The sequence below is a fragment of the Micromonospora endolithica genome, assembly GCF_003626595.1.
GTDB lineage: Bacteria > Actinomycetota > Actinomycetes > Mycobacteriales > Micromonosporaceae > Micromonospora > Micromonospora endolithica.
The window spans coordinates 97,751-115,903 of record NZ_RBAK01000005.1 but is presented as its reverse complement, the minus strand read 5'-3'; the positions used below and the strand labels follow the sequence as shown (position 1 = coordinate 115,903).

Genomic DNA, 18,153 nt, shown 5'->3' with positions numbered 1-18,153 from the left:
GGGGACCGAGCCACTATACCGATGGATGACGGCCGCGGTGGAACGACGACCCGGACGTTCGGCACAGGCCGGTCGATTCCTCTCCGTAATCGAGAGCGTCGTCACTCACCGTACCAATCGGGACAGCCGTCGGTCAGCGAGCGGTTTGCCGCCGGTCTGGCAGGTGGGGCAGTACTGGAGACTGGAGTCGGCGAACGAGACCTCCCGCACCGTGTCGCCGCAGACCGGGCAGGGCAGGCCGGTACGGGCGTGCACCTTCAGCCCGGACCGCTTCTCGCCCTTCAGTTCGGCGGCCCGCTGCCCGACCGACCGGGTCACCGCGTCGCCCAGCACCCGCCGGGTCGCCGCGTGCAGGGTCGCCAGCTGGTCGTCAGTCAGCCTGTTGGTCAGCGCGAACGGCGACAGCTTCGCCGCGTGCAGGATCTCGTCGGAGTACGCGTTGCCCACCCCGGCCAGCACCGTCTGGTCGGTGAGCACCCCCTTGACCTGGCCCCGGCGGCTGCGCAGCCGCTCGGTGAACGTGGCCAGGTCGGCGGCGAGCGCGTCCGGACCGAGCCGGGCCACCCCGGGGACCGTCGCCGGGTCGGTCACCAGGTAGACCGCGAGGCTCTTCTGGGTCCCGGCCTCGGTCAGGTCGAAGCCGGAGCCGTCGTCGAGGCGTACCCGCAGCGCCACCGGACCCTTTCCGGGACGCAGCGGGGTGGTGGACGCGAACGCCTCCCGGTAGTGCAGCCAGCCCGCCCGGGCCAGGTGGATCACCACGTGCAGGTCGCCGTCGAGCACCACGTCCAGGAACTTGCCGTGCCGCCGCGCGTCCGTCACCGTCCGTCCGGTGGCGGCCGTGGGGGCCGGATCGTACGTCTTCAGGGCGCTGATCGCGGCGATCTCCAGCCGGTCGACACGCCGCCCCACCGCGCGCTGCCGCAGGTAACCCGCGAGCGCCTCAACCTCCGGTAGTTCGGGCACCAGTCAACGGTAGCCTTTCCACCCGTGAGAGTGGTGGTGGCGCACAACCGGTACCGCGAGGCTCAGCCCTCCGGGGAGAACACGATCGTCGACGTGGAGATCACGCAGCTCGCGGCCGCCGGCGTGGAGGTGCTGCCGTTCCTGCGCAGCTCCGACGAGATCCCGTCGATGTCGAAGGCGGCGAAGGCGCTGCTGCCGATCTCGCCGATCTGGGCGCCGAAGGCCCAGCACGACCTGGATCGACTGATCACCGAGCACCGTCCGGACGTGTTGCACCTGCACAATCCGTACCCGCTGCTGTCGCCGTGGGTGGTGCGGACCGCGCACCGGCGCGGCGTGCCGGTGGTGCAGACGGTGCACAACTACCGGCAGGTCTGCTCCTCCGGGCTGTATTTCCGCGACGGCGTGATCTGCCAGGACTGCCGGGGCCGGACGCTGGGCGTGCCGGCGGTGGTGCACCGCTGCTACCGGGACTCCCGGGCGCAGAGCGCGCTGATGGCCACCACCCTGGCGGTGCACCGCCCCACCTGGAGGTCGGTGGACCGGTTCGTGGCGCTGACCAGCGCCGTCGCCGACCACCTGCGCGACTACGGCATTCCGGACGAGCGGATCGTGGTGAAGCCGAACGCGATTCCCGACCCCGGCCCGCCCGTGCCGGTCGGCGAGGGCTTCCTCTTCCTCGGTCGGCTCTCCCCGGAGAAGGGCCTGGGGCTGCTGCTGGAGGCGTGGCGGCGGCACCCGGACGGCGCGCTCGGCCCGCTGCGCATCGCCGGCGACGGCGAGCTGCGCCCGCTCGTCGAGGCCGCCGCGGCGGAACGCTCGGACGTCACCTTCCTGGGTCCGCTGGACCGGGCGGGTGTGCGCGCCGCCCTGGAGGCCAGCGCCGTGGTCCTGGCCACCTCGACCTGGCACGACGTGCTGCCCACGGTGATCATCGAGGCGCTGGCGGCGGGCCGGCCGGTGCTCGGCACCGCCCTCGGCGGCATCCCGTACCTGGTCGGCGCCGACGCCCCCCGGGAACCCGCCGGCACCGGCCCGGCCTTCCGGGCGTCGATTCCCGGCCTGCCGGTCGGGATGGTGACCGGTGAGGCCGGTTGGGTCGTGCCGCCGGACCCGGCCGCGCTGGCCGCCGCCCTGCCGCCGGCCGCCGCCGGCGCCGCCGCGCTGGCCCCGGCCGCCCGCCTGCGCTACGAGCGCACCTTCCATCCGGACGTGGTCACCAAGCAGCTGATCGACGTGTACGCCTCGCTGAGTCGCCCGCCCCGCTAGGCCACCGACCTGGTGAGTGCCGGGCGCTGCCGATCTCGCTCGAACGCCTCGCCGATCGTCCGGATGGCCCGGTGCCCCGGTACGGCACATCCGGCAGCGGCCGTCCGGGTTGGCCCGATGGTCGCGGAGGACCGCTCGGGCGGTGAGAGTAAGCCGGTTGCGGATCTGGACCAACGACAGGAACGGGCCGGTCATGCTCAGCTCACCCCGAGGACGGCGGCGAGCTGGATGATCGTGGCCGGCGCGTGCGGTTCGCGGGCCACCTGGGCGAGCGCCTCCCGGGCGGCTGGCCGGTGGCGTACCTCTGTCGGGGCCATCTGGGCGGCGTCGACCAGCACCCGGCCCGCGCTGACAGGGTCGTCGGCCTGAAGATCGGCGCGGGCCGCATCGACCAGGTGCGCTGCCCGGTGCAGCTAGCGCTTCCGCTCGCACCGCGCAGGCACGTTCTGTCTATGCCGCCAGGTTAATAAGGGGCCCTTCCTCTACCGCAGGCGTTAATAGGGGGCCCTTCCTTACACCTCAGCGGAGCGAGGCGCGGGCGGAGAAGGCGATGCTGGCCAGCAGGAAGCCGCCGTTGACGACCGTGAACGCGACCACCACCCACAGGGTGAGCGCGGGCGCGAAGAGCAGCACCAGCCCGGCCACGAAGATCACCGCGCCGTAGTCGCGGATCAGCTTCGCCAGGCGAACCGGGAGCGAGGTCGAGGTGACCATGCTGGCCGCGTTCGGGCCGGCCTGCATGACCGAGGTGACCAGGTTGACCATCCAGGTGCCGGCGAACGCGGCGATCAGCCAGGTCGGCGTGGACGGCTCCTGCGCCACCGCGGTCGCGGCCAGCGCGGCGACAAGCGCGATCTGGGCGGCCACGTCGCAGAGCACGTCGACCCGCGCGCCGGCCGCGCTGCCCTGACCGGTCACCCGGGCGAGCTGCCCGTCCGCGCAGTCCAGTGCGTACGCCACCTGCCAGCCGACCAGCGCCAGCAGCCCGACCACCCAGGCCGGCACCCGCCCGGCGGCGACCTCGGGAGCGAGCACCACCACGGTCGCCGAGGCGGCCAGGCCGAGCACCAGGTTGGTGATGGTCAGCGCGGTCGGGCGCAGCCCGAGCCGCTGGGCGACCAGCGCGAAGACCGCCCCCAGCCACTGGCTGATCGACTCGCTGAACAGTCCGCCGCCCCGGTTGACCCGGTGGAAGTCGGCGACGGTGGGACGGGACGGCTCAGCCAAGGTGGTCGCGGAGTGCACCGGCGTAGTCTGCCAGCCGCTCCCGCGTCTCGGTAGGCGACAGCGCGAGGTGTTCGAGGATCGTGTAACGGTCCGGTCGGGTACGCGGCGCGAACTGCACCGCCGCCACGAACCGCTCGTCGGTGAGCCCCACCTCGGCGGGCAGCCGGGGCAGGCCGTGCCGGGCCAGGCAGGCCGACATCTCCCCGAAGCGCCGCAGGTCACCGCGCAGCCAGGTGCAGAACAGCGCACCCAGCCCGGCCAGCTCGCCGTGCGAGGCGGTGCCGGGGAAGAGCGCGTCGACCGCGTGCATGATCTCGTGGCAGCCACCGCTGGACGGGCGGCTGGTGCCGCAGACCGCCATGGCCAGGCCGCTGGAGATCAACGCCTCGGCGAGCACGGTGACGAACGCGTCGTCGGTCATGTCGCCGGGGTGGTTGAGCACCGCTTCGGCACCCGCGCGGGCCAGCGACGCGGCCAGTCCGTCGACCGGCTCCCCGCGTACCTGGCGGGCCAGCTCCCAGTCGGCCAGCGCGCTGATGTTGCTGATCACGTCACCGATGCCGGCGCGGTTGTGCCGGTCCGGGCCGCTCTCCACGAAGTCCAGGTCGACGATCACCGCGATCGGGATGTGCACCCCGTAGGAGCCCTTGATCCCGTCGGTGATCAGGCTGGCCACCGGGGAGGCGATCCCGTCGTTGGCGAGGCTGGTCGCCACCGACACCATCGGCAGCCCCCGGCGGGTCGCCGCGTACTTGGCCACGTCGATGGTCTTGCCGCCGCCGATCCCGACCACCGCGTCGTACGACCTGGCGCGAAGCTTGCCACCGAGGTCGTCGGCGGCGTCCAGGGTCGCCCCGGAGACGGTGAACACGTCGGCCGAGCGCAGGGACGGCCTGATCAGCTCCGCGATCTGGGCACCCTGACCCGGGCCGACCACCACCGCGACGTCACCGCCGGCGGAGATCCGCCCGTCCGCCAGGATCGCGCCCAGGTCGGCCACCGCCCCCCGCCGCACGTCGATGTGCAGCGGGGTGAGGACGCTGCGGGCTAGTAGTGGCACGCGATCTCCCGCGCCCGGGCCAGGTCGGCGTGGTTGTCGACCTCGACCCAGGAGACGTCACCGATCGGCGCGGCCCGCACCTCCCCGCCGCGGTCGGCGAACTCCTGGTAGCCGTCCTCGTAGTAGAGGTTCGGATCCCGCCGCCAGGTGGCCTCCAGCGCGTCGGCCAGCGGCGCGGCGACCTGCGGCTCGATCAGCGTCGCGCCGATGTACTCCCCGTACGCCTCGCCCGGGTCCATCACCTTGGTGATCCGGGTGAGCTGGCCGGCCGCGTCGAAGGTGGTCTTCATCTCCTCCTCGGCCAGCGGCTTGAGCGTGTCGACCGCCAGCAGCACCCCGGGGCCGCGCTCGGCCAGCAGGGTCCGCTCGATGCTCACCGGGTGCACCGTGTCGCCGTTGACCAGCAGCACGCCGCGCGCGAACCACTCCCGGGCCAGCCAGAGGGAGTACGCGTTGTTCCACTCCTCGGCCTTGTCGTTGTGCACGAGGGTGATCGTGACGCCGTACTTCTTCTCCAGGTCGGCCCGGCGCTGCTCGACCGCGTCGGCGGCGTAGCCGACCACCACCACCACCTCGGTGAGGCCGACCTCGGCGAGGTTGCGCAGCGCGATGTCGAGGATGGTCGTCTCACCGTCCACCGGCACCAGCGCCTTGGGGAGGGTGTCGGTGTACGGGCGCAGCCGGCGGCCCGCGCCCGCCGCCAGCACCATCCCGACCATGCTGGCACCATGTTCTCTTCGTCCGGCAGTCACCGGAGGAGGATAGCTCCGCCGGTCGGCGGTGCCGCCGGCAACGCCGATCACCCCCGGCGGAGCCGGTCAGCCGGGCAGCGCGGCCAGGTCGGCCAGGACGCTCAGCCGCTCCTCGGCGCTGAGTACCCGGTACGGTCCGGCCGCCCGACGGTCCGTCTCCAGCTCGATGGCCAGCCGTTCCGCGCCGGGCACCAGCTCGACGACGCTTCCCGTGCGGTGCCCGGCCGCCGCCCAGGCGGCGGCGTGCGCGTCGGCGCGGTGGAACCGCAGGGCAGCGAGCCGGTTGAGCAGCAGCACGCCCGGCGAGGTGCCGTCCGGTTCGTGCGGCGGCGCCAGGGCCGGGAACGCCCCCGGTGCGCCGTCGTCGTCCGCCAGCACCAGCGCGTACGCGAGGACCCGTCCGCACGCCTCGACCAGCCGGCGGACCCGGGCGTCGTGCCCGGCCCACAGTTCCTCGGTCACCTCGGCGTGCACCTGGTACAGCTCGGTGAGGAAGGCGGTGCCGCGTTCGGTGGCCGACAGCCCGCCGTCCGGCCGGCGGTGGATCATCCCGTACGCGACGTGCTTGTCCAGGGCCCGCCGGCAGGCGTCCGGGTCCCGGTGGCGGGTGGCCGCGGCGAATCCGGCGGCGTCGACCGTGCCGCCGGGCGCGGCGAGCCGGGTGCGCAGTTCCACCAGGAAGCCGGTGGCGGCCGGTCCGCCGTACCGCTGGCTCAGCTCGGCGCCGCCACCGTCGTGTCCGGCGAGCAGGCCGGCGGCGTACGTCCGGTCGACCGCGGGGGCGACCAGCCCGGCGAACCGGTGCGGCGCCAGCTCGACGGTGTCGTTCACAGACCGATCGAGCGCAGGGCGGCGAAGGCGTCCGCCGCGATCCGCCGGATCAGGCCGTCGTTGACGTCCCGGTGCTCGTCGAGCACGTCGAGGTCCCGTTCGGCGAGCCACCGGTACTCGGTGTGCTTGCCCGCCTCCAGGACCGGCCGGGTGAGGTCGCCGTCGACCCGGACCAGCCAGTCGCTCTCGATCCGGGTGAGCCCGTCGTCGGCGACGTAGGTGTACTCACCCACCGGGGCGAGCACGTGCGACACCGTCCAGCCGGTCTCCTCGGCCACCTCGCGCCGCAGCGCCTCCTGGACGTCCTCGCCCGGCTCCAGGTGCCCGCCGACGATGTCCCAGCAATCGGGAAACAGGCGCCGGTCCGGTGACCGCCGCTGGAAGAAGAGGCGGCCGTCGTCGTCGACGATCAGGGCGCCGGCGCAGCGCAGAGGCTCGGAGGACACCCGTCGACAGTAGCGAGCCGGGGGCCGCCGCGACGATCGCCGGTCGGCGAACCGGAACGGTGACCGGTCTTGTCCTGGAAACACACCGGGCGCACCATGTCCGTACCGGGTGCCACCGTCCCAAAGGGGTGATGCGTGATGCAGGTTCGGGAAGCGATGTCCAGCCAGGTTCTCGTCGTCGGGCCGGAGCACACGCTCCGCCAGGCGGCCCAGATGATGTCCGCCCGGGGGATCGGGTCGGCCGTCGTGATCGACCCGGACTCCGAGGGGGTCGGGATCATGACCGAACGGGACGTACTCAACGCGATCGGCGCCGGGTTGGACTGCGACGTCGAACGGACCGGAGCCCACCTGACGTGGGACGTCGTCTACGCCGGGCCGGAGTGGACGGTGGAGGAGGCGGCCGCCGCCATGGCCCGGGGCGGATTCCGGCACCTGGTGGTCCTCGACGGCCGTGAGGTGGCCGGGGTCATCTCGGTCCGGGACATCATGCGGGTCTGGTCGCGCAGCCGGATGGTCCCCACCGCGGGAGGTTGACCGGCCGATCGACGGGTAAGGATCCCCTGCGGGCGCGGAACGACCGCGGCCGTGGGGGAGGTCGCCATGCGTGGAGCGGACCGGCTGGTCGAGCAGCAGTACGCCATGCTCCTGCGGCGGGACGTGGCCCGGTTGCCGGAGCTGTACGCGCCGGACGCCTTCTATTCGATGCCCGGTGTCACGGTGCGACCGATCGAGCTGCCGGCCCTGCTGCGGACCTGGACCGGGGCCTTCCCGGATCTCTACGTGGACCGCACCGGCGCGGTGCAGACGGCCGGCGGGGCGGCGGTCGAGGTGCGGCTGACCGGCACCCACACCGGTGTCCTGCACACCCCGTTCGGCACGGTGTCGCCGACCATGCGGACGGTCAGCTGGGACGTGGCGGACGTGGTGCGGGTCCGCCGGGGGCTGATCACGGCCTGGCGGTCCTACTTCGACTGGGGGCAGTTGATGGCCGCCCTCGGCGTGCACCTGGACGGGCTGTCCCGGGAGGCGCAGCACGACCCGCTCGGCCTTCCGGTCTGATCTGCCGCCGTCCGGGCGGCGTGGGTCACCCGACCCGGTGGCTCAGGATGCGGACATCGCCGTGCCGACCGCACGCACCCCGTCGGCTTCCGTACGCTTCGAAGCCATGACCGCCGAGCAGCTGATCTCCTTCGCCCGTGGGGCTCCCTCGTTGGACATCGTCGATGTCGAGGGGCTCAAGGCCGCCGCCGTCCGCGCGTTCGACACCGATCCGGCCGGGGTGACGGCATACGGCACCTCCGTCGGCTACCTCCCGCTGCGGAGGTGGATCGCCGAGAAGCACGGGGTCGAGGCCGATCAGGTGCTGGTCACCAACGGCTCGTTGCAGGCCGACGCCTTCCTCTTCGACCACCTGGTACGCCCCGGCGACGCGGTGGTGGTGGAGCGCCCGACCTACGACCGGACCCTGCTCAACCTTCAGCGGATGGGCAGCGAGCTGCACGGCATCTCGATCCAGCCGGACGGGCTCGACACCGCCGAGCTGCGCAAGGTGCTGGAGTCCGGGGTGCGTCCCCGGCTGGCGCACATCATCCCGAACTACCAGAACCCGGCCGGCGTGACGCTGAGCCTGGAGAAGCGGCGCGAGCTGCTCGACCTCGCTGCCGAGTACGACTTCACGATCTTCGAGGACGACCCGTACGCCGACATCCGGTTCCGGGGCGAGGCGTTGCCGTCGATGCTGTCGCTGGACACCCGGGGCGTGGTGGTGCACGCCTCCAGTTTCACCAAGACGGTGTGTCCCGGCGTGCGGGTGGGCTACCTGGTCGGCCCGGCCGACCTGATCGCCGACATCGCGAAGAAGGCGACCAGCCTCTACATCTCGCCGGGCATGGTGTCCCAGGCGATCGTGCACCAGTTCTGCGTCTCCGGCGACATCGACCGCTCGATCGACACGGTCTGCCGGGCGCTCGGCGAGCGGGCCGGGGTGCTCGCCGAGTCGTTGCGCCGGCACATCCCGGAGGCCCGGTTCGTGGAGCCGGACGGGGGTTACTTCCTCTGGATCGAGCTGCCGGAGGACGTGGACGTGGACGTGCTCGCCCCGGCCGCCGCCGAGCGCGGTGTCGCGGTGGTGAAGGGCAGCGACTTCGTGGTCGACGGCGGGCGACACGCGCTGCGGCTGGCCTACTCGGCGGTGACCGCCGACCGGATCGACGAGGGCGTCCGGCGCCTCGCGGAGGCGCTGGCCGCCGTACGAGGATGAGTTTTTGTCGGGTTTCCGACAGTAGAACGCTAACGGCCGCTCCGGGACTCCCGCCGGAGCGGCCGGCGGCCCACAATGCTGCGAGCGTCCCTCACCACCTGTAGCGCAACTCACTCGCCGGACGGCTCCGCGGGCCGGCGGGCGGGTCCGACCCCGCTGGCCCGGCCGGCGGCAGGTGGTGCGGCGCGAGCAGCATCAACCCCCGCCCCCACAGGGCGCCGGGCGGGCCGTGTCGTCCCCTCACCCCCGAACACGACCCGGTCCGCCCGGCGCCACCCCCTCCGTTCACTGTCACACGCGGTGAGCGTCACGGCGGCGTACCCTGCAACGCGCGACGCAACGCGGAAGGGGGTCGCGATGGCGGACCGGACCCAGCGGGGGCGGACGGTGCTGCCGGGCGGGCGGGTGCTCAGGCCGGCTGCCTGGACGGCGCCGGTGCGGGCGATGACCCGCCGGTTCAACGCCGACGGCTCCCAGCACACCCCGGAACCGGCCGGTCCCCGGCGGGCGGCGGTGGTCGACTGCGCGCTCTACGTCGACGGCCGCCGGCAGCCCGGCGACTGGAACTACGCCGACGCGCTGGCCGCGGCCCGGCGGGACGACGGCTTCGTCTGGCTCGGCCTGCACGAGCCGGAACTCGACGAGATGTCCGCCATCGCCGCCACCTACGGCCTACACGAGCTGGCCGTCGAGGACGCGGTCAAGGCCGAGCAGCGGCCCAAGCTCGAACAGTTCGGCGACGTCAGCTTCCTGGTGCTGCGTACCGCCCGCTACTGCCCGCACGCGGAGCTGACCGAGACCTCCGAGGTGGTCGAGACCGGTCAGGTGATGCTCTTCATCGGGCCGAACTTCCTGATCAGCGTCCGGCACGGCGACGCCTGCCGGCTCGCGCCGGTCCGGGCGGACCTGGAGGCGAAGGGTGAACTGCTGCTGCACGGCCCCTGGGCGGTGGCGTACGCGGTGACCGACCGGGTGGTCGACCTCTATCTGGAGGTCGCCGACCAGTTGGAGGACGACCTCGACGCGCTGGAGGTCGACGTGTTCGACCGGCAGAGCGGCCACCGCATCCAGCGGATCTACCAGATGAAGCGGGAGCTGGTGGAGTTCAAGCGCGCGGTGGTGCCGCTGCAACGCCCGCTGCTGACGCTCACCGCGCAGACCAACCGGGACGTGCCGAAGGAGATCCGTCGCTACTTCCGCGACGTGCAGGACCACCTGAGCCGGACCGTCGAGCAGGTCAACTCCTACGACGACCTGCTCAACTCGATCCTCCAGGCCCGGCTGGCCCAGGTGACGGTCGACCAGAACAACGACATGCGCAAGATCGCGGCCTGGGCCGCCATCGCCGCGGTGTGGACCGCCATCGCCGGCATCTACGGCATGAACTTCGACAACATGCCCGAGCTGAAGTGGACGTACGGCTACCCGGGGGTGTGGGCCGTCATGCTCGCGTCCTCGTTCACCCTGTACCGCTGGTTCCGCCGCAACGGCTGGCTGTAATCGCCCCCGCCCCCGCCCCCACCCCGCTTCCCGCGATCTTGCACTTTCGGTCGTCGTTATGCGGCATCTACACCATTCACGCCGACACAAAGTGCAAGATCGCGGTCGAGGGGGCGGGGGAAGGGGGGGCGGGGCGGGGGAGATCCCCCGCCCCGCCCCCGGAGCTGACCCTGGGGTCAGCGGCGTCCGTTGGTGCGGGCGGTGTCCTTGCCGAGCGCCTTGGACAGGTCGTCGGCCGGGCGGCCGGAGACGTCGGTGGCGCCCTTTGCGACCGACGGCACCTTGTCGGTGGCGTGGACGGTGGGCTGCTTGCCGGGGGTGGTGGTGGAGGCGCTCGAACCGCCGGCCACCGCCGAGCTGCCGGCGCCGGTCGGGCCACCGGCGACGCCGGAGGAGCTGGACAGGGTGGAGGCGTCGGTCACCGGGGCGTCGCCCCGGCCCGTGGTGCGGACCTCCAGCGTCTCCACCTCGTCGCGCATCGGCTCCAGGGTGCGGGTCGGGTCGTACTCGGCCCACTCCTGCTGCTCCCGCCGGCGACGCATGGCCACCGCGCCGGCCACGCCGGCGACCACGCCGGCCGCCAGCAGACCGGTCATCATGGACCCGCCGCGCTTCGACTTCTTCTTCGCCTTCATGTTCTTCGTCTTGACCTTCCTGGCCACCGCGGCCTGCTTGGCGGAGGCGATCTTCCGGCCGGCGACGGCCTTGCCCGCCGCATCGGCCTGGGCGTTCCGCACCGCGAGGGCCACCGGCGCGAGTGCCGCGACCGTCGTGGCGAAGCCGCTCGACGCCCGGTCCCGCACCAGTCCGGCGGTCGGCGCGACCGCACCGCGGGCCGCCTGGACCCGCGGGCCGACCGTGGCGCCGGCGCCCTTGGCCGCGTGCGTCGCGGCCTGCCGCAGGTGGCCGATGCCCTGGTTGAGCTCGGCCTTCGCGAGCTGCCCCTGGGTCTTGCGCCGCCCGATTCCAAACACGGTCCCACCTCCTGGGAGTTGTTCCTTCGTCATCCTCCACCTTCGGATGCCTCCGCACTGCCAGATCGGGCACATGGGAGGATCCGCATGGAACTGACCAACGAGTGAGGAGTACCCGTGGCCGAGGCTGTCTACGCCACCCTGCACACCAACGCCGGCCCGATCCGGCTGGAGCTCTTCCCGAACCACGCCCCGAAGACCGTCCGCAACTTCGTGGAGCTCGCCGAGGGCACCGCCCAGTACACCGACCCGCGGACCGGCCAGCCGGGCAGCGGGCCGTACTACGACGGCACGATCTCGCACCGCGTCATCAGCGGCTTCATGGTCCAGATGGGTGACCCGACCGGCACCGGTCGGGGTGGCCCGGGCTACAAGTTCGGTGACGAGTTTCACCCCGAGCTGCGCTTCGACCGGCCGTACCTGCTGGCGATGGCGAACGCCGGCCCGGGTACCAACGGGTCGCAGTTCTTCATCACCGTGTCGCCGACCCCGCACCTGAACAACCGGCACACCATCTTCGGTCAGGTCGCCGACGAGCAGTCGGTGAAGGTCGTCGACTCGATCGCCAACACCCCGACCGGCCCGAACGACCGGCCGCTGCAGGACGTGGTGATCGAGCGGGTCGAGATCGAGCGCGGGGCCGCCTGACCCACCGCGAGGTACCTTTGCTCGCATGACTGAGCGCCCGGGCACCTGGAGCCTCCGGTGAGCGAGTCCCCGCCGACGACCACGCCGGTCTGCTACCGGCACCCCGGCCGGGAGACGTACGTGCGCTGCACGCGCTGCGACCGTCCGATCTGCCCGGACTGCATGCGGGACGCCTCGGTCGGGTTCCAGTGCCCGGAGTGTGTCGAGGAGGGTCGCCGCAGCGTACGACCGGCGCGTACCGCCTTCGGGGGCGGTGCCGCCGGTCGGCGTGGCCTGGTGACCAAGGCGCTGATCGCGATCAACGTGCTGGTGATGCTGGCCTCCATCGCGTCGGACCGCAACGGCGACGCGGTGGTCGGCGGCACCGGCTTCGGCGGGCTGCTCGGCGGCAGCACCCCGCTGACCGACTGGGGTGCGGTGCTCGGTGCCGCGATCTTCCCCGACGGCACGATCGGCGGGATCGCCGAGGGTCAGTGGTACCGCCTGGTCACCGCGATGTTCCTGCACTACGGCGTGCTGCACCTGCTGTTGAACATGTGGGCGCTCTGGGTGCTCGGCCGGTCGCTGGAGGCGCAACTCGGTCCGCTGCGCTTCGGTGCGCTCTACCTGCTCTCCGGGCTGGGCGGGAACGTGGCCGCGTACGTCTTCACCGAGCAGAACCGGCCCACCGCCGGCGCGTCCACCGCGGTCTTCGGCCTGTTCGCCGCGCTGATCATCATCGAGCGCCGGATGGGGCGGGACATCTCGCAGATCATCCCGATCCTGGTGATCAACCTGATCTTCACGTTCACCGTGCCCGGCATCTCGGTCCCCGGCCACCTCGGTGGCCTGGTGGTCGGCGGGCTGATGGCGCTGGTGCTGGCGTACGCCCCGCGGTCGCGGCGGACACTGGTGCAGGCCGCCGGCGGCGCGGTCCTGCTGGTGGCGTTGCTCGGCATCGCGTTGGTCCGCACCGCCGTGCTGCTCGGCGGCTGACCGACAACGGCGGCGGTGGGTCAGTCCGGGCGGATCGCGTGCAGCGCCTCGGCCACCTCGACCGGGTCGGCACCCAGGTCGATGCGGCCGAAGAGGTACAGCGAGTCGCCGGCGTCGATCTCCAGCACTTCGCCGGCGAGGCCGCGCCGGGCCCGGCGGTCCACGGTGACCGCCTCCACCGCCGACCAGGGCAGGTGTCGCCGGCCGGCGAAGCCCCGGACCACGGTGATGCCCTCCGGGTCGGCCGCGAGCCGGACCGGGGCGAGCACGTCCCGGGTGGCCCAACCGAGCAGGATCGCCGCGGCCAGCACGGCCAGCACCAGTTGGACGACGTCGCCGTCGGCGAAGAGCAGGCCGACCGCGACCAGGACGACCGCACCGCCCGCCTTCGCCACGGGCAGGACCGCCGGGACCCGCCACTGCCGGCCCGGGGACACGAGGGGACGCATCCGTCCAGCATGCCAGCGGACCCGGGGGCGGACGACCACCGCACCGAGGACGTACGATCGGAGCCAGCCGAGGTTACCGGGGAGTAGTCATGAGTGACGCAGTCATCGTCGGCGCCGTACGCACCCCGGTGGGGCGGCGCAAGGGCAGCCTGGCCGGCGTGCACCCGGTCGACCTGTCGGCGCACGTGCTGCGTGCCCTCGCCGAGCGCACCGGCATCGACCCCGCCCTCGTCGACGACGTGCTGTGGGGGTGTGTCTCCCAGGTCGGCGAGCAGTCGTGGAACATCGCCCGCAACGGGGTGCTCGCCGCCGGGTGGCCGGAGTCGGTGCCGGGCACCACGATCGACCGGCAGTGCGGGTCCAGCCAGCAGTCGGTGCACTTCGCCGCGGCGGCCGTCGCGTCCGGCCAGGCGGAGCTGGTGGTGGCCGGGGGCGTCGAGTCGATGACCCGGGTGCCGATGGGTTCCAGCGTCGGCGGCGGCCTGCCGTTCAGCGAGGCGATCCTGGAGCGCTACCGGGGTGTGGCGGGCGTCGCGCAGGACTCGGCGCTGCCGTTCAACCAGGGCGTCGGCGCCGAGCTGATCGCCGAGCGCTGGCGGTTCTCCCGTGCCCAGCTCGACGAGTTCGCCCTGGCCAGCCACGAGAAGGCCGCCGCCGCGCAGGACGCCGGCGCCTTCGAGGCCGAGATCGCCCCGGTCGCCCTGGCCGATGGCGCGAAGTTCGCCGCCGACGAGGGCATCCGGCGGGACACCTCCCTGTCGAAGCTGGGCGAGCTGCCCACCCCGTTCCGCCCGGACGGCGTGGTCACCGCCGGCTCGGCCTCGCAGATCTCCGACGGCGCGGCGGCCCTGGCGGTCACCACCAGCGAGTGGGCCAGCCGGCACGGCCTGCGCCCGCTGGCCCGCGTCCACACCGCTGTCGTCGCGGCCGACGATCCGGTCGCCATGCTCACCGCGCCGATCCCGGCCACCGCGAAGGCGCTGCGCCGCGCGGGGCTGGGCATCGAGGAGATCGGGGTGTACGAGGTGAACGAGGCGTTCGCCCCGGTGCCGCTGGCCTGGCTGGCGGAGACCGAGGCGGACCCGGAGCGGCTGAACCCGCGCGGCGGTGCGATCGCCCTCGGCCACCCCCTCGGCGGCTCCGGTGCCCGCATCATGACCACGATGCTCGGCCACATGCGCGACAACGGCATCCGCTACGGCCTCCAGACCATGTGCGAGGGCGGCGGCATGGCCAACGCCACCATCCTCGAACTCCTCTGACATCAACCCCGCGTCGCACGGAGCCGTCGCCGGGCTGATCCGGACGTCGCACAGCGGGTGCGACCGTGCCGGTGGAAGTTCCAAATCTCCGGCGTGACCCGCGTCACCCCCGGTCACCGTTCGTTGGGCCGAGTATGGACGTCTTCTCCCGAACGTTCCTTCCGGCCGCGACCGAGGCCGGTCTCGCGGTGCAGACCGCCACCCGGCACATGCCGGTGTTCCGACGCTGTGTCGGCTCCGGCGACGCGACGATCCTGGTCAGTCGGTGCAGCCGTCCCGACCGGCCGGCCGCCGGCGAATATCTCCTGCTGCTCACCCACCGCTGCCTCGTGGTCACCCAGCAGACCCGGGTGCTGCACCGGCTGCGCCTGCACCTCAACACCGAGCTGCGGGAACTGAGCAACGTCACGTGGAGCCCGGACCCCCGACTCCAGGCGGTCGAGCTGGCCGCCACCGCCATCGACGGGATCCGCGAGCGGTTCCTCATCCGCACCCGGCACCCGAAGCAGGTGTGGCAGTTGGACGCCCTGCTCAACCACGCCTTCCGGACCCGCCTGCGGGCGCCTCGGGAGCGGCTGGTGGCCAGCATCGCCGCCGCCTCGGCCGCCCCGCGACCGACGTCGTTGCGGCCGGCCGTGGTCCGCTGACCGGTTCCTTACCGAACCCGAACACGGTCCGGACGTTCCGCCGCCCCCCGGGTCGGCCATCATGGGCCGGTGACCGCCGACGCTCCGGCCCGCGGCCTCGTTCTCGTGGTCGAGGACGAGCCGGCCATCGCCGACCTGGTCCGGCTCTACCTGAGCCGGGACGGCTTCGGCGTACACCTGGAACGGGACGGCGCGAACGGGCTGGCCGCCGCGCGGCGGCTGCGCCCGGTGGCCTGCGTGCTGGACATCGCGCTGCCCGGGATGGCCGGTACCGAGATCTGCCGGCGGCTGCGCGAGGCGGGTGACTGGACGCCGGTCATCTTCCTCACCGCCCGCGACGACGAGGTGGACCGGATCGTCGGCCTGGAACTCGGCGCGGACGACTACGTGACCAAGCCGTTCAGCCCCCGGGAACTGGTCGCGCGGGTCCGGGCGGTGCTGCGCCGCACCGCCGGGCCGCCCGAGGGCGCCGAGCGGCCCCGGGTCGTCGGCGCGGTCACCCTCGACCCGGGAAGGCGTACGGTGACCGCCGCCGGAGCGCCGGTACAACTCACCTCCACCGAGTTCGACCTGCTGGCACACCTGATGGCCCGACCCGGCCGGGTGTTCACCAGGGAGGAACTGCTGGCCGGCGTGTGGGGCTACGCGGCGCACGCCGGCACCCGCACGGTGGACGTGCACGTCGCCCAGGTCCGCGCGAAACTCGGGCCGACCAGCCCGATCCGCACCCACCGGGGCGTCGGGTACGCCGCCGATGGTTGACCGGACCGGCGCCGGCCCGAGCCGGCGGGAGCAGCCGACCGTCGCGCTGCCGGTGCTCGGGTCCGGGCCGGTGCCGCCGCGACGCCCCCGCCTCGGCCGTACGCTGACCGCCCGCGCGGTGCTCGTCACCTGCGCGGTCGCCCTGGTGTCGGTGCTGGTCACCGCGCTGGTCGCGGTGCCCCTGGCGATCCGCGGGGTGGAGCGCCGCGACGCCGAGGCGCTGGCCGCCCAGTCCCGGCTCGCCGCCGAGGTGCTGCGGCCCCGACTGGACACGACCAGGACCGCGGACGAGGAACGACTGCTGCGGCAGTTGCGGGCCCAGGGCATCGGTGCCTACCTGATCCGGAACGGGAAGGCGGACCGGCCGGGCCTGCCGCCCCGGTTGGTGCAGCGGATCGCCGAGGGGCGTGGCGTGTCCACCCGCCGGCCGCTGGACGGCCGGCGCACCCTGATCGAGGGGCGGCCGCTGCCCGGCGGGGACGGGCTGGTGCTGACCCGCCCGCTCTCCGGCGACCTGTGGCGTCAGGTGGCGCTCAGCCTGTGGCTGCCGCTGCTGGCCGGACTGGCCGCCGGGGTGGTGGCCGGGCTGCTCCTCGCCCGCCGGCTGGCCCGGCCGATCCGGGTCGCGGCGACCGCCGCCGCCCGGCTGCGGGCCGGCGACCGCACGGTACGGGTGCCGGTGGAGCCGCCGGACGAGGTGGCCGATCTGGCGTACGCGCTGAACGGTCTCGCGGCGGCGCTGGCGACCAGCGAGGGGCGGCAGCGGGAGTTCCTGCTGTCCGTGTCGCACGAGTTGCGCACCCCGTTGACGGCGGTGCGGGGATACGCGGAGGCGCTCGCCGACGGAGTGATCGGCAGCGCGGACGTTCCGGCCACCGGCCGCACCATGCTCGCCGAGGCCGAGCACCTGGACCGGTTGGTCAGCGACCTGTTGGCGCTGGCCCGGCTGGAGGCGGCCGACTTCCCGCTGGAACCGGTACCGGTGGACCTGGCCCGGCTGGCCGCCGACGCGGAACCCACCTGGGCCGGGCGGTGCGCCGCCGTGGGCGTGCCGTTCCGCGTCGAGGTCCCGGACCGGCCGGTGCCCGCGTACACCGATCCGGGTCGGATCCGGCAGGTGGTTGACGGGCTGCTGGAGAACGCGCTGCGGGTCGTACCCCCGGGGGCGCCGATCGTGCTCGCGGTCCGGGCGGCCGGCGCGGACCCGGCGGCCGGCGGCGTGGTGGAGGTCCGCGACGGCGGACCGGGTTTCACCGACGACGACCTGGCGGTGGCGTTCGAGCGTGGTGCGCTGCACCAGCGGTACCGGGGGGTGCGCAAGGTGGGCAGCGGGCTGGGTCTGGCACTCGCCGCCGGCCTGGTCCGGCGGCTCGGTGGCGAGATCGCCGCCGGGCACGCGCCGGAGGGCGGGGCGGCGATCACCGTCCGCCTGCCGCCGGATCCTTACCCGACCCGAACATCGGCCTGACGCTCCGCTGGTCGGCGGCCGGCAGGCTGGTGCCACGGTCGACGCGACGAGAGGGAGAGTCATGGCACGTTGGGGATTGGCCGGCACCACACTGCTCGCGGCGGTCACGCTGGGCCTGACCGGCTGCGGTGCGGTCGGTGCGGTCGGTGGGCCGGCGCCGGAGCCGGCGGTGGAGGTCACCGCCGCGATGGGCACCGAGGGTCAGGCGCTCGCCGCGATGGGCTTCGACGCGGCCGAACTGGACGTGCTGAACGTCGCCGCGCCGGCGGCGTCGCCGTCCCCGTCGTCCACCGAGGCCCGGCCGGGTCGCGGCGAGCGTGGCGAGGAGTGGCGCAAGCGCCGCCAGGCGCGGGTGCTGCTGCGGAAGAACACCCTGCACGGGGAGGTCGTGGTCCAGACCAAGGAGGGTGGCACGAAGACCGTCGCGGTGCAGCGCGGCGAGGTCACCGCGATCGACGGTCAGAAGATGACCGTGAAGTCCACCGACGGCTTCACGATGACCTGGACGTTCGGCCCGGAGCTGCGGGTGCTGGAGCGCCGTCGCACGGTGCAGCCCGAGGCGGTCGAGGTCGGCAGCGTGCTCGGTGTCGCGGGCGCCAAGGAGGGCGAGAACGGCGTGGCCCGCCTGATCGTCCTCCCCCGCGGCAAGTAGGG

The 18,153-nt window shown here is 73.3% G+C and carries 21 protein-coding genes; 12 read left to right on the top strand and 9 right to left on the bottom strand.

All coding sequences use genetic code 11. The annotated features are described in order from the left end of the window. Window positions 1-105 precede the first annotated feature (105 nt). Window positions 106-966, bottom strand: a complete 861-nt coding sequence (locus D7223_RS14965; RefSeq protein WP_120729009.1) for an Fpg/Nei family DNA glycosylase — start codon at window positions 964-966, stop codon at window positions 106-108. A gap of 24 nt (window positions 967-990) precedes the next feature. On the opposite strand from D7223_RS14965, the gene D7223_RS14960 reads away from it, so the two are divergent. Next, complete coding sequence (locus tag D7223_RS14960; protein WP_120729008.1) at window positions 991-2,235, top strand: glycosyltransferase; 1,245 nt, start codon at window positions 991-993, stop codon at window positions 2,233-2,235. Window positions 2,236-2,432: 197 nt separating this feature from the next. Here D7223_RS14960 and D7223_RS32800 read toward each other — a convergent pair whose 3' ends face one another. The 6 genes from D7223_RS32800 to D7223_RS14935 form a co-directional block, all read right to left on the bottom strand. Continuing rightward, a complete protein-coding gene (locus D7223_RS32800) occupies window positions 2,433-2,573 on the bottom strand; it encodes a hypothetical protein (RefSeq protein ID WP_158610895.1) in 141 nt (46 codons plus the stop codon). A gap of 181 nt (window positions 2,574-2,754) precedes the next feature. Beyond that, on the bottom strand, window positions 2,755-3,480 hold the full coding sequence (locus tag D7223_RS14955; RefSeq protein ID WP_120729007.1) for a CDP-alcohol phosphatidyltransferase family protein: 726 nt from the start codon (window positions 3,478-3,480) through the stop codon (window positions 2,755-2,757). Further along, window positions 3,455-4,522, bottom strand: coding sequence for an iron-containing alcohol dehydrogenase family protein (locus D7223_RS14950; protein ID WP_120729006.1), 1,068 nt, complete (start codon window positions 4,520-4,522; stop codon window positions 3,455-3,457). Before D7223_RS14950 ends, D7223_RS14955 begins: the two co-directional genes overlap by 26 nt. Further along, window positions 4,510-5,241, bottom strand: a complete 732-nt coding sequence (locus tag D7223_RS14945; protein ID WP_120729005.1) for a phosphocholine cytidylyltransferase family protein — start codon at window positions 5,239-5,241, stop codon at window positions 4,510-4,512. The genes D7223_RS14950 and D7223_RS14945 overlap by 13 nt, the downstream gene beginning before the upstream one ends. A 99-nt stretch (window positions 5,242-5,340) precedes the next feature. Next, window positions 5,341-6,105: a hypothetical protein gene (locus D7223_RS14940; RefSeq protein WP_120729004.1), complete on the bottom strand. Its 765-nt coding sequence runs from the start codon at window positions 6,103-6,105 to the stop codon at window positions 5,341-5,343. Next, window positions 6,102-6,551 (bottom strand): NUDIX hydrolase, encoded by a 450-nt coding sequence (locus tag D7223_RS14935; RefSeq protein WP_120729003.1) that lies wholly within the window; start codon window positions 6,549-6,551, stop codon window positions 6,102-6,104. Before D7223_RS14935 ends, D7223_RS14940 begins: the two co-directional genes overlap by 4 nt. A 138-nt stretch (window positions 6,552-6,689) precedes the next feature. Between D7223_RS14935 and D7223_RS14930 the strand changes: the two genes are divergently transcribed. The 4 genes from D7223_RS14930 to corA all read left to right on the top strand — a co-directional run bounded on the left by D7223_RS14930 (window position 6,690) and on the right by corA (window position 10,314). Next, window positions 6,690-7,088, top strand: coding sequence for a CBS domain-containing protein (locus D7223_RS14930; protein WP_120729002.1), 399 nt, complete (start codon window positions 6,690-6,692; stop codon window positions 7,086-7,088). Between the two features lie 66 nt (window positions 7,089-7,154). Next, window positions 7,155-7,613 (top strand): ester cyclase, encoded by a 459-nt coding sequence (locus D7223_RS14925; RefSeq protein WP_120729264.1) that lies wholly within the window; start codon window positions 7,155-7,157, stop codon window positions 7,611-7,613. A 61-nt stretch (window positions 7,614-7,674) separates the two neighbouring features. Next, window positions 7,675-8,814, top strand: coding sequence for an aminotransferase-like domain-containing protein (locus D7223_RS14920; RefSeq protein WP_272948698.1), 1,140 nt, complete (start codon window positions 7,675-7,677; stop codon window positions 8,812-8,814). Between the two features lie 357 nt (window positions 8,815-9,171). Next, window positions 9,172-10,314, top strand: a complete 1,143-nt coding sequence (gene corA, locus D7223_RS14915; RefSeq protein ID WP_120729001.1) for a magnesium/cobalt transporter CorA — start codon at window positions 9,172-9,174, stop codon at window positions 10,312-10,314. Between the two features lie 176 nt (window positions 10,315-10,490). Here corA and D7223_RS14910 read toward each other — a convergent pair whose 3' ends face one another. Then, window positions 10,491-11,321, bottom strand: a complete 831-nt coding sequence (locus D7223_RS14910) for a hypothetical protein (RefSeq protein WP_120729000.1) — start codon at window positions 11,319-11,321, stop codon at window positions 10,491-10,493. A gap of 84 nt (window positions 11,322-11,405) precedes the next feature. On the opposite strand from D7223_RS14910, the gene D7223_RS14905 reads away from it, so the two are divergent. Further along, window positions 11,406-11,936, top strand: a complete 531-nt coding sequence (locus D7223_RS14905) for a peptidylprolyl isomerase (RefSeq protein WP_120728999.1) — start codon at window positions 11,406-11,408, stop codon at window positions 11,934-11,936. A gap of 57 nt (window positions 11,937-11,993) precedes the next feature. Next, on the top strand, window positions 11,994-12,911 hold the full coding sequence (locus D7223_RS14900; RefSeq protein WP_120728998.1) for a rhomboid family intramembrane serine protease: 918 nt from the start codon (window positions 11,994-11,996) through the stop codon (window positions 12,909-12,911). 20 nt (window positions 12,912-12,931) lie between these two features. On the opposite strand, the gene D7223_RS14895 is transcribed toward D7223_RS14900, so the two are convergent. Continuing rightward, complete coding sequence (locus tag D7223_RS14895) at window positions 12,932-13,360, bottom strand: PH domain-containing protein (RefSeq protein WP_120728997.1); 429 nt, start codon at window positions 13,358-13,360, stop codon at window positions 12,932-12,934. 89 nt (window positions 13,361-13,449) lie between these two features. Between D7223_RS14895 and D7223_RS14890 the strand changes: the two genes are divergently transcribed. The 5 genes from D7223_RS14890 (at window position 13,450) to D7223_RS14870 (ending at window position 18,151) form a co-directional block, all read left to right on the top strand. Then, window positions 13,450-14,622 carry a thiolase family protein gene (locus tag D7223_RS14890; RefSeq protein WP_120728996.1) on the top strand — a complete coding sequence of 391 codons (1,173 nt, stop codon included), beginning with the start codon at window positions 13,450-13,452 and terminating at the stop codon, window positions 14,620-14,622. A 134-nt stretch (window positions 14,623-14,756) separates the two neighbouring features. Beyond that, window positions 14,757-15,269 carry a hypothetical protein gene (locus D7223_RS14885; RefSeq protein ID WP_120728995.1) on the top strand — a complete coding sequence of 171 codons (513 nt, stop codon included), beginning with the start codon at window positions 14,757-14,759 and terminating at the stop codon, window positions 15,267-15,269. 69 nt (window positions 15,270-15,338) lie between these two features. Then, the gene (locus tag D7223_RS14880; RefSeq protein ID WP_120728994.1) at window positions 15,339-16,031 is read left to right on the top strand and encodes a response regulator transcription factor; all 693 of its coding nucleotides are present in this window, start codon (window positions 15,339-15,341) and stop codon (window positions 16,029-16,031) included. Beyond that, the gene (locus tag D7223_RS14875) at window positions 16,024-17,499 is read left to right on the top strand and encodes a sensor histidine kinase (RefSeq protein ID WP_120728993.1); all 1,476 of its coding nucleotides are present in this window, start codon (window positions 16,024-16,026) and stop codon (window positions 17,497-17,499) included. The genes D7223_RS14880 and D7223_RS14875 overlap by 8 nt, the downstream gene beginning before the upstream one ends. Before the next feature lie 61 nt (window positions 17,500-17,560). Beyond that, entirely contained in the window at window positions 17,561-18,151 is a 591-nt protein-coding gene (locus D7223_RS14870; protein ID WP_120728992.1) for a hypothetical protein, read from the top strand. Window positions 18,152-18,153 lie beyond the last annotated feature (2 nt).

Bases quoted from the DNA above. Each gene is read 5' to 3' on its own strand.
- D7223_RS14945 (WP_120729005.1), bottom strand. From the start codon at position 5,241: ATGGTCGGGATGGTGCTGGCGGCGGGCGCGGGCCGCCGGCTGCGCCCG.
- D7223_RS14930 (WP_120729002.1), top strand. From the start codon at position 6,690: ATGCAGGTTCGGGAAGCGATGTCCAGCCAGGTTCTCGTCGTCGGGCCG.
- D7223_RS14925 (WP_120729264.1), top strand. From the start codon at position 7,155: ATGCGTGGAGCGGACCGGCTGGTCGAGCAGCAGTACGCCATGCTCCTG.
- corA (WP_120729001.1), top strand. From the start codon at position 9,172: ATGGCGGACCGGACCCAGCGGGGGCGGACGGTGCTGCCGGGCGGGCGG.
- D7223_RS14910 (WP_120729000.1), bottom strand. From the start codon at position 11,321: ATGACGAAGGAACAACTCCCAGGAGGTGGGACCGTGTTTGGAATCGGG.
- D7223_RS14895 (WP_120728997.1), bottom strand. From the start codon at position 13,360: ATGCGTCCCCTCGTGTCCCCGGGCCGGCAGTGGCGGGTCCCGGCGGTC.
- D7223_RS14890 (WP_120728996.1), top strand. From the start codon at position 13,450: ATGAGTGACGCAGTCATCGTCGGCGCCGTACGCACCCCGGTGGGGCGG.
- D7223_RS14885 (WP_120728995.1), top strand. From the start codon at position 14,757: ATGGACGTCTTCTCCCGAACGTTCCTTCCGGCCGCGACCGAGGCCGGT.
- D7223_RS14875 (WP_120728993.1), top strand. From the start codon at position 16,024: ATGGTTGACCGGACCGGCGCCGGCCCGAGCCGGCGGGAGCAGCCGACC.
- D7223_RS14870 (WP_120728992.1), top strand. From the start codon at position 17,561: ATGGCACGTTGGGGATTGGCCGGCACCACACTGCTCGCGGCGGTCACG.